Annotated in this window: 8 protein-coding genes; 3 read left to right on the forward strand and 5 right to left on the reverse strand. The window is 74.4% G+C overall.

Annotated features, from left to right (window positions below):
* The first annotated feature begins 258 nt into the window (after window positions 1-258).
* Window positions 259-1,149, forward strand: coding sequence for a F510_1955 family glycosylhydrolase (locus ACFWJO_RS19360; RefSeq protein WP_386866640.1), 891 nt, complete (start codon window positions 259-261; stop codon window positions 1,147-1,149).
* 73 nt (window positions 1,150-1,222) lie between these two features.
* On the opposite strand, the gene ACFWJO_RS19365 is transcribed toward ACFWJO_RS19360, so the two are convergent.
* The 3 genes from ACFWJO_RS19365 to ACFWJO_RS19375 all read right to left on the reverse strand — a co-directional run bounded on the left by ACFWJO_RS19365 (window position 1,223) and on the right by ACFWJO_RS19375 (window position 4,935).
* Window positions 1,223-1,624, reverse strand: coding sequence for a hypothetical protein (locus ACFWJO_RS19365; protein WP_386866642.1), 402 nt, complete (start codon window positions 1,622-1,624; stop codon window positions 1,223-1,225).
* Window positions 1,625-1,725: 101 nt separating this feature from the next.
* Complete coding sequence (locus ACFWJO_RS19370) at window positions 1,726-3,378, reverse strand: amidohydrolase (RefSeq protein WP_386866644.1); 1,653 nt, start codon at window positions 3,376-3,378, stop codon at window positions 1,726-1,728.
* A 147-nt stretch (window positions 3,379-3,525) separates the two neighbouring features.
* Window positions 3,526-4,935, reverse strand: a complete 1,410-nt coding sequence (locus ACFWJO_RS19375; RefSeq protein ID WP_386866645.1) for a purine-cytosine permease family protein — start codon at window positions 4,933-4,935, stop codon at window positions 3,526-3,528.
* Between the two features lie 299 nt (window positions 4,936-5,234).
* On the opposite strand from ACFWJO_RS19375, the gene ACFWJO_RS19380 reads away from it, so the two are divergent.
* Window positions 5,235-5,789, forward strand: a complete 555-nt coding sequence (locus tag ACFWJO_RS19380; RefSeq protein WP_386866665.1) for a TetR/AcrR family transcriptional regulator — start codon at window positions 5,235-5,237, stop codon at window positions 5,787-5,789.
* Window positions 5,790-5,819: 30 nt separating this feature from the next.
* On the opposite strand, the gene ACFWJO_RS19385 is transcribed toward ACFWJO_RS19380, so the two are convergent.
* A complete protein-coding gene (locus tag ACFWJO_RS19385; RefSeq protein WP_386866647.1) occupies window positions 5,820-6,650 on the reverse strand; it encodes a hypothetical protein in 831 nt (276 codons plus the stop codon).
* Entirely contained in the window at window positions 6,647-8,146 is a 1,500-nt protein-coding gene (locus tag ACFWJO_RS19390; RefSeq protein ID WP_386866649.1) for a dihydrolipoyl dehydrogenase family protein, read from the reverse strand. Before ACFWJO_RS19390 ends, ACFWJO_RS19385 begins: the two co-directional genes overlap by 4 nt.
* A 121-nt stretch (window positions 8,147-8,267) precedes the next feature.
* Between ACFWJO_RS19390 and trxA the strand changes: the two genes are divergently transcribed.
* Window positions 8,268-8,642 carry a thioredoxin gene (trxA, locus tag ACFWJO_RS19395; RefSeq protein ID WP_386866651.1) on the forward strand — a complete coding sequence of 125 codons (375 nt, stop codon included), beginning with the start codon at window positions 8,268-8,270 and terminating at the stop codon, window positions 8,640-8,642.
* Window positions 8,643-8,702 lie beyond the last annotated feature (60 nt).

Below are 8,702 nucleotides of genomic sequence, written 5' to 3' on the forward strand. Positions count from 1 at the left end.
CAAAGAAGGGGAACCCATGCCAGTGAAGGGGCATGAATGGGCACTCACGGTGGGGGGGGGGAGCGGACTGGTTCTGGCCCTCCCCCCCGCCACTGTAAGGGTGTTCCCGCGCCTCCCGCGCGGGACCGCCGCCTTCCCCGCAGGCCTCCGCGCACGCCGGGCCTCCGCATGCCCGCGGCCTGGCGGTTCGCCCCTGCTGGCGCCTTGGCCTCCCCCTGACCCCGGCCTCCCTCCCGTATTCCAGGAAGCTCCCCACCCATGAACAAACACCTCACCGCCCTCGCCGCCGCCGTACTCGCCCTCACCCTCAGCGCCTGTGGCCCGTCGGCCGACAGGACCGGTTCGGCGGACCCGGCCAACGCGGCCGAAGGCGCCGGGCTCGGCCACATCCACGGCCTCGGCGCCTCCGGGTCCACCGTCTACGTCGCCACCCACCAGGGCGTCTACACGCCGGCGGCCAACGGACGGCCCACCCTGGTCGGTACGCGCAAGGACGACTTCATGGGGTTCACCGTGACCCCGGAAGGCACCTTCCTCGCCAGCGGCCACCCCGCGCCCGGCGGCGACGGGCCCGCCGACCTCGGGCTGATCGAGTCCACCGACAGGGGCGCCACCTGGACGACGCGCTCGCTCGCCGGAGAGGTCGATTTCCACGCCCTCGACACCGCGCCCGACGCCACCGTCTACGGCTACGACGCCACCAACGGAAGGCTGCGCGTCAGCCGCGACGGTGTCGCGTGGGAGGACCGCGCCGCGCTGCGCGCCCTCGACATCGCCGTGTCGCCCGCGACCGGCGGGAAGGCCGCCGGGACCGTCCTCGCGACGACCGAGCAGGGCGTGGTCCGCAGCACCGACGACGGCCGGACCTTCGGCGCACCGCTCTCGCCGCAGGTCGTGGCGTACGTGTCCTGGGCGGCCCCCGACGCCCTGTTCGGCGCCGACCCGTCCGGGACGCTGCTGCGCAGCGCGGACGGCGGAGCGTCCTGGACGCGCGTCTCGCGGCTGCCGGGCGGGGCGCCGCAGGCGCTGACCGCCGTCGACGGGCGCCGGGTCCTCGCGGCCACCACGGACGGCGTGTACGAGTCGTCCGACGGAGGGCGGACGTTCGTGCGGCGGATGGCCGTGGCGTCGGCCGCCGACGGCCACTGAGCCGTCCGGTCGGGTCGGGTCGGGTCAGATCAGACCAGTCAGGTCAGGTCAGGTCAGGTCAGGTCAGGTCAGGTCAGGTCGCCCGGTCCGGCGGCTGCGGTCGGCTGAAACCCGCCTGCGCCGAGTGGACGGTGACCGTCGCCCCGCCGAGCATCTCGGCCTTCACGCGGAGCCGTTCGACGGCGGCCTCGCTCGGCCGGCCGTAGACGTCGATGGAGCGCATCCGGATCAGTTCGGCGAAACCCCGGAACTTCTCTCCGCCGATGTCCATGTGGAGTTCGAGCGACGCCGAGTCCGGGTGGACGGCCACCAGGGTCATCGTGGACGCGGGCTCGTCGAGGTAGAAGTGATAGGCGATCAGCCGGGGCTCGTGGTCCCGGACGAAGTCGGCCAGGTCGCGCATCGCCGCCCGGACGTCCGCGAGCCTTCCTTCGCGCACGTCCGAGCGGTCGACGTAGTAGAGGGGGTCCGCCATGCCGGCCGACGCTACCCGCGGCGGCCGGTGGCCGTGGCGCGACGCGCCCCGCCGAGAGCGTGGCCACCCCCGGATGCGGGAGCACGGGACCGGGAGCCGCCCTATGCCACGGTGTGGACCACCTCGCCGCCCACGACGACGGTCTCGGCGACCGTACCGGGGATGTCATCGGCGTCGACGCGCAGGATGTCGCGGGAGAGGACCACGAAGTCGGCGAGCTTCCCGACGGTCAGCGAACCCCGGTCGTGCTCCAGGAAGTTGGCGCGCGCCGAGCCCATGGTGTAGCCCTCGACGGCGGTGGCGACGTCGAGGGTCTCCTCGGGTGTCCAGGCCTCGCCGCCGCCGGGCGGGCGGCGGGTGACGGCGGCGTGGATGCCGATCATGGGGTCCATCTCGGCCACGTTCCAGTCGCTGGACAGGGCGAGCAGGGCGCCGGCCCGGTGCAGGCTGCGCAGCGGCCAGGCCTTGTGCCAGCGTTCGGGGCCGATGTTCTCCGCCCAGTCCTGGCCGGGTCCCGCGATGTCCGGGGCGGCGTGCCGGGGCTGCATGCAGGCGGTGACGCCGAGTTCGGCGAAGCGCGGGGTGTCGGCGGGGTCGAGGCACTCGACGTGGACGACCTGGTGGCGGGCGTCGCGCGGCCCGTTGACGGCGCGGGCCCGTTCGACGGCGTCGAGGACGGTGCGGATGCCGCGGTCGCCGGTGGCGTGCACGAAGCACTGGAAGCCGCGCGCGTCCAGCCGGGTGAGCAGCTCGGCGAACTCCTCGGGCGGGTAGAAGGTGTCACCGCGGTGGTGGCGGCAGCCCGCGTACGGTTCGAGCAGGGCGGCGGTGCGCGGTTCGACGACGTCGTCGATGTACAGCTTGAGCGGTCCGACGCGCAGCCGGTCGTCGGCGAACTCCTCTGCTGCGGCGGCGAACTCGTCGAGTTCGGCGTCGGTCGTTCCGCGCGGGTGGAAGAGCGCGGCGACGATGCGCGAGCGGAGCCTGCCCTCGGCGCGGGCGCGCTGGAAGAGGGCGAGGTCGTCGAGGGAGTTCTGCGGCTCGACGACGGTGGTGATGCCGTAGCGGACGGCGTCGTCCAGGCTCTTGGCGAGCCGGCCGTACTGCCGGTCGGCCGAGGCCCACGGGACGCCGAGGTCCCGCAGCGCGCGGTGTCCCTCGCGGGAGAGTCCCTTGACGGCGAAGTCCTTGACGAATCCGGTGGGTTCGCCGGTGGCGGGATCGGTGACGGCGGTGCCGAAGGGCAGTTCCGTGCGGCCGGCGCGGACGTCGAGCAGGCGCAGGGCGGCGGTGTTGAGCCAGGCGGTGTGGACGTCGTACGAGAGGACGAGTGCGGGGGTGTCGCCGGTGGCGGGGTCGAGGTCGGCGGCGGTGGGCATCCGGCCGCCGGGGATCGCGGAGTAGTCGAAGGCCTCGCCCTCGATCCAGGGAGCGTCGGGGTGGGAGGCGCGCCAGGAGCGGACGCGGGCGTGGATCTCGTCGAGGTCGCGGGCGCCGGCGAGCTGGACGCAGGCGTCGTCGGAGCCGAGGCGGACGTGGTTGTGGGCGTCGACGAAGCCGGGCAGGACGAGCCTGCCGCCCGCGTCGACGACCCGTGTGCGAGGTCCGGCCCAGGCGTGGGCCTCGCTGTCGGGGCCGATCCATGCGATCCGGCCGTCGCGGACGGCGAAGGCCTCCGCTTCGGGGTGGTCCGGGTCGACGGTGTGGACGCGTCCGTGGACGAGGAGGAGGTCGGCAGGGGCGGGGCGGTTCATGCGGGTGGTTCTCCTGGTGCGGTACGGGCGGGGCTCAGCGGGCGCGTCCGGCCGGGCCGGGCCCGGGGACGGGGCGGGGCGACGGCGGTCGTCTGGCCGGCAACGGGTCAGGGCGGCTGTCGTCCGGCGGGGTGCACGGTCCGGCGGTCAGGCGGCCTCGGCGGGGCGCACGGTCCGGCGGGCGAGGAGGACGTGGACCGCGGCGGCGACCACGGCGCCGAGGAGGGAGAGGTCGGCGCCGCCGAGCGGAGCGACGAGGGGGCCGGTCCACAGTTCGGAGTCGCAGGTGAGGGCGGAGAAGAGCATTCCGGCGAGCAGGGCCGCGATCCCCGCCGGGTGCCAGCCCGCCCGGTACCAGTAGGCGCCGTGTTCGCCGGCGTGCAGTGCCGCGGAGTCGTAGCGGCAGCGGCGGAGCACCATGTCGGCGAGGAAGACGCCGCCCCAGGGGGCGAACACGATGATCAGGAGGGAGAGGAAGGACAGCAGCGAGGTGGTGAAGTCGACGAGGAAGAGCGCGCCGAGCGAGCCGGCCGCGGTGACCGCCGCGCTGATGAGGATGGCGCGGGCGCGGCTCCACGGGATGCCGAGGACCTGGAGGTTCAGGCTGGAGGAGTAGAGCGTGATGATCGAGTTGGTGACCGAGCCGCCGAGCACCAGGGCGAGGAAGAGCGGCTGGAACCAGCCGGGCAGCAGTCCTTCGGTTCCGGCGACCGCGTCGGTCAGGTCGGCCTGGGTGGCGGCGGCGACGCCCGCGATGCCGAGCGCCACGGAGGAGACGAGTCCGCCGAGACCGCCGCTCCAGGTGAGCGCCTTGAGGCTGGTGGTGCGGGGCAGGTAGCGGGTGTAGTCGGCGGGCATCGGGACGTACGAGAAGGGGCCGGCGAGCATGACGACCAGGGCCAGGCTCCAGCCGGAGGCGCCGGGCGCGGCGGCGGGTGCGGAGGTGTCGGCGCCGGGCAGGACGAAGGCGAGCAGGGCGGCGAAGCCGGCGGCGAGGGCGTAGGCCATCCAGCGCTCGGCCCACTGGACGGTGGCGTGGCCCCAGAGGGCGACGACGAAGGTCAGGGCGAGGGTGACGGCGAGCGCGAGGGCGCGCGGGAGGTGGCCGCCGCTCCAGCCGAGGTCGGCGAGGAAGGCTTCGAGGGCGAGGGTGCCGACCACGGTGTTGACGATGGTGTAGCCGATGCTGACGACCCAGTTGAGCAGCCCGGCGGGCCAGTTGCCGCGGACGCCGAAGGCGGCGCGGGAGATGACGAGGGTGGCGGTGCCGGTGCGGACGCCGCTGAGTCCGGCGGCGCTGATGGCGAAGAAGGAGAGGCCGCCGAGCACGACGACGGCGGTGGCCTGCCAGAAGGAGAGGCCGAAGGAGACGGCGAGGGCGCCGTTGATGACGTAGGTGAAGGTCAGGTTCGAGCCGAACCAGAGCCAGAAGAGGTCCTTGGCGCCGCCGTGCCGTTCGGCGTCGGGGATCGGGTCGATGCCGTGGCCCTCGACCTGGAAGACCTCGTCGCGGCCCGCCGGGCCGTCGGTCGTGGGCGCCGCCTCGTGTCCGAGCACGCCGCACCCCCTTAGTGAGAGACGTGTGGTGGGAGATGTGTGGAGAGCGACGCGTCGAGAGAGACGCGTGGAGAGACGTGTTGCCGGAAGGGAACCTTGAACGCCGTTCTTGAATGGCGTTCTAAGTTCTTGAACGGCATTCAAGATGGCCGCAAGGTTCCGGCCACGTCAAGACCTCGGGACGTTGCGGTTAGGGTCGACCCCGTGGACGGCGGACGGCGGACGGCATGAGGACGGGACCGGTGGCAGGCGCAGCACGGGCGGGACGGCGGCGGGACGGGAGCATCACGCGGGAGCGGATGCTCGAGGAGGCCATGAACGCCATCGCCGAGGACGGTCTCGCCGCCCTCACCATGTCCGCGCTCGCCGAGCGCCTCGGCACGAGCGGCGGCCACATCCTGTACTACTTCGGCAGCAAGGACCTGTTGCTGCTCGCCGCGCTGCGCTGGAGCGAGGCCGCGCTCGCGGAGGAGCGCAGGCAGCTGCTCGCCCGCCGGCTGAGCGCGCCGCGCCGCCTCGACCTGTTCCTCGCCCTCTACCTGCCGCGCGGACCGCGCGACCCGCGGTGGACGCTCTGGATCGAACTGTGGGCGCGCATTCCGGCCAACGAGGAACTCCGCGCCGCCCAGCGCGAACTCGACCGCGCCTGGCAGGACGACCTGGAGTCGCTGCTCGCCAAGGGCGTGGAACGCGGCCACTTCGCCCCGACGGACGTCCCCGCCCGCGCCTCCGAACTCCTCGCCCTCCTCGACGGCCTGAGCACCCGCGTCGTCCTCGCCGACGACGCGGCCGCCCCGCGCGCCGCCCTGGAGTCCGCCCGCAGGGCGGCGGAAGTACTGGTCCCGCGCGCCTGACGCCCGGCCGCCCGGCCGCCGCCGGCGGGCTTATCCGTCCGCCGGCGGCGGCTCCCACGGCAGCGGGTCCACGGTCGCGAAGGGCCAGGGCGGTGCGTCGGGGTGGCGCGAGGTCTGGTCGGCGTACCAGAGCGTCTGTTCGGCGTGGAGGACCGGGCGGGAGAGACGGGCCACGCTCGGGTAGGAGGCGGCGAGGGCCTGCGCGAGGTGGAGGGTCGTCTCGGCGTCCGAGGCGGGGTCGCCCGGACGGGTGTGCGGGACGCCGTACCACTCGGCCACGGCCCGGAGGGACCGGCCGCCGAGGCGGTAGCGGTCGGCGTGACGGTCGAGGACCAGCGGGTCGCAGACCGGGGCGACACCGGACGGCAGCCGCTCGGTCAGCGGGGCCAGGCCGTGGCGGACGAGCTCGGCGTGCAGGGTCGACAGGACGTACGGCGCGAACCAGACGACGAGCGGTTCCCCACTCGCGAGATGGGCGGTGACGAGGCCCGCGACCTCCTCCAGGGCCTCCGCGGGCGGCAGGGCGGCCGCGCCGCGCCCGGCCTCCGGGACCTCGATCTCGGACGCGAGGTCAAGGACCCAGTCGCGCGCGGTGCCGTCGCTGCCGCGCAGCGCCGCCGCCCGGATCCGGTCCACGGCCGGGCGGTGGCCGGTGGCCGCGATGTCCAGGGACAGCAGGGACCGCCGGTGCCAGCCGGGATGGTCCCCGCGCGGCGGCGGGCCGGGTTCGGGGGCGTGCTCCACGTGGTAGACCTCCCAGGCCTTCGCGCCGTGCCGCAGCAGCCCGGTGCCCGCCGGGACCGGGCCGCCGCAGCGCGCGCAGGAGGCGTCGTACTCGTTGGCGCGCTCCCCGGCGGTCACGGCGTGCCCGCCCCGTCCCGGTACGCCTCGAGGAGCCGCAGCCATGCCTCGCTCAGGGTCGGATAGGACGGAACGGCGTGCCAGAGGCGGGCGATCGGGACCTCGCCCGCGACGGCGACGGTCGCCGAGTGGAGCAGTTCACCGATCCCGGGCCCCACGAAGGTGACTCCGAGCACGACCTCGCGGTCCAGGTCGACGACCATCCGCGCGTGCCCCCGGTAGCCCTGGACGTAGAGACCGGCGCCCGCCACCGACGTCAGGTCCAGGTCGACGGCCCTGACCCGGTGCCCCGCGGCCTCCGCGGCGGCCAGCGAGAGGCCCACCGCGGCCACCTCGGGATCGGTGAACACGACCTGGGGCACGGCCGCGTGGTCGGCGGTCGCGCGGTGCGGGCCCCACGGCGCGCCGTCCTCCCCGTCCGCCCCGCCGGCCCGGGCCGCGATGGCGGCGCCCGCGATCCGCGCCTGGTACTTGCCCTGATGGGTGAGGAGTGCCCGGTGGTTGACGTCTCCGACCGCGTACAGCCACTCATGGCCCTCGACCCGCAGGCTGTCGTCGACGCGGAGCCAGGAGCCCGGTTCCAGGCCGACGGTCTCCAGGCCGATGTCCTCGGTGCGCGGCCGGCGGCCGGTCGCGAACAGCACCTCGTCGCCCTCGACGACCTCGCCGTCCGCCAGGACCACGGTGACCGGGCCCGTGCCGCCGTCCCGTACGACGGCGGCGACCTCGGCGCCCGTACGGACGTCGGCGCCGCGCTCGGCGAGGGCGTCGGCGACGTGCTCGCCCGCGAACGGCTCCATGCGGGGCAGCAGCCCGTCGCCCCGGACGAGGAGGGTGACCCGGGAGCCGAGTGCCTGCCACGCGGTCGCCATCTCGGCCCCGACCACTCCCCCGCCGACCACGATCAGCCGCTCGGGCACCCGCGCGGAGCTCGTCGCCTCGCGGCTGGTCCACGGCCGGGCGCCGGCGAGCCCCGGCAGGTCGGGCAGCACGGCGCGGCTGCCGGTGCACACGGCGACGGCGTGCCGGGCGGTCAGGAGGTGGCGGTCGCCCTCGGGCCCCTCGACGGTGACCCGCCGGGGCCCGTGCAGCCGGCCCTGGCCGCGGTAGAGCTGCGCCCCCGTGGACCGCACCCACTCCACCTGGCCGTCGTCCTTCCAGTCGCCGACCACGGAGTCGCGGTGGGCGAGGACCTCGTGGGCGTCCAGGGGGCCGTAGGCGTGCGCGCGCAGGCCCGGCATCCTGCGCGCCTCGGAGCGGGCGATCGCCGGTCGCAGCAGTGACTTGCTGGGCATGCAGGCCCAGTACGAGCACTCGCCGCCGACCAGTTCGGTCTCCACCACCGCCGCGCTGAGTCCGGCCGCCCGGACCCGGTCCACCACGTTCTCGCCGACCGGTCCCGCGCCCAGGACCACCACGTCGTACTCGTGTTCGCCGTCGTGCTCGTGCGTCCGTCCGTCCGCGTGTGCCCGCTCGTGTTCCGCCGCTCGTGTCATGGGAAACAGTCTGGCGGCGCCGGCGCCGATCGGCGCGGAATAGCACGGCTCGATAGGCGGTTGTGCGGGACGAGTCCCCAGGGGACCGTAAGGCAACCGCCAGGAGACCGGAAGGTAGGACATGAGCACTGTCGAGCTCACCAAGGACAACTTCGACGAGGTCGTGAGCGAGAACGACTTCGTTCTCATCGACTTCTGGGCCTCCTGGTGCGGTCCGTGCCGACACTTCGCTCCGGTCTTCGAAGCCGCCTCCGAGCGGCACGAGGACCTGGTCTTCGCCAAGGTGGACACCGAGGCACAGCAGGAGCTCGCGGCGGCGTTCGAGATCCGCTCGATCCCGACCCTGATGATCGTCCGTGACAAGGTCGCGGTGTTCGCGCAGCCCGGCGCGCTGCCGGAGGCGGCCCTGGAGGACCTGATCGGCCAGGCCCGCAAGCTGGACATGGACGAGGTGCGCAAGTCCATCGCCGAGGCGCAGTCCGCCCAGTCGAGCTGACCGGCGGCAGCGCCGACGGACGACTAGGGGTGGCCCGGATCCCCCGGGCCGCCCCTAGGG

Source organism: Streptomyces sp. NPDC127092 (genome assembly GCF_042722475.1).
GTDB lineage: Bacteria > Actinomycetota > Actinomycetes > Streptomycetales > Streptomycetaceae > Streptomyces.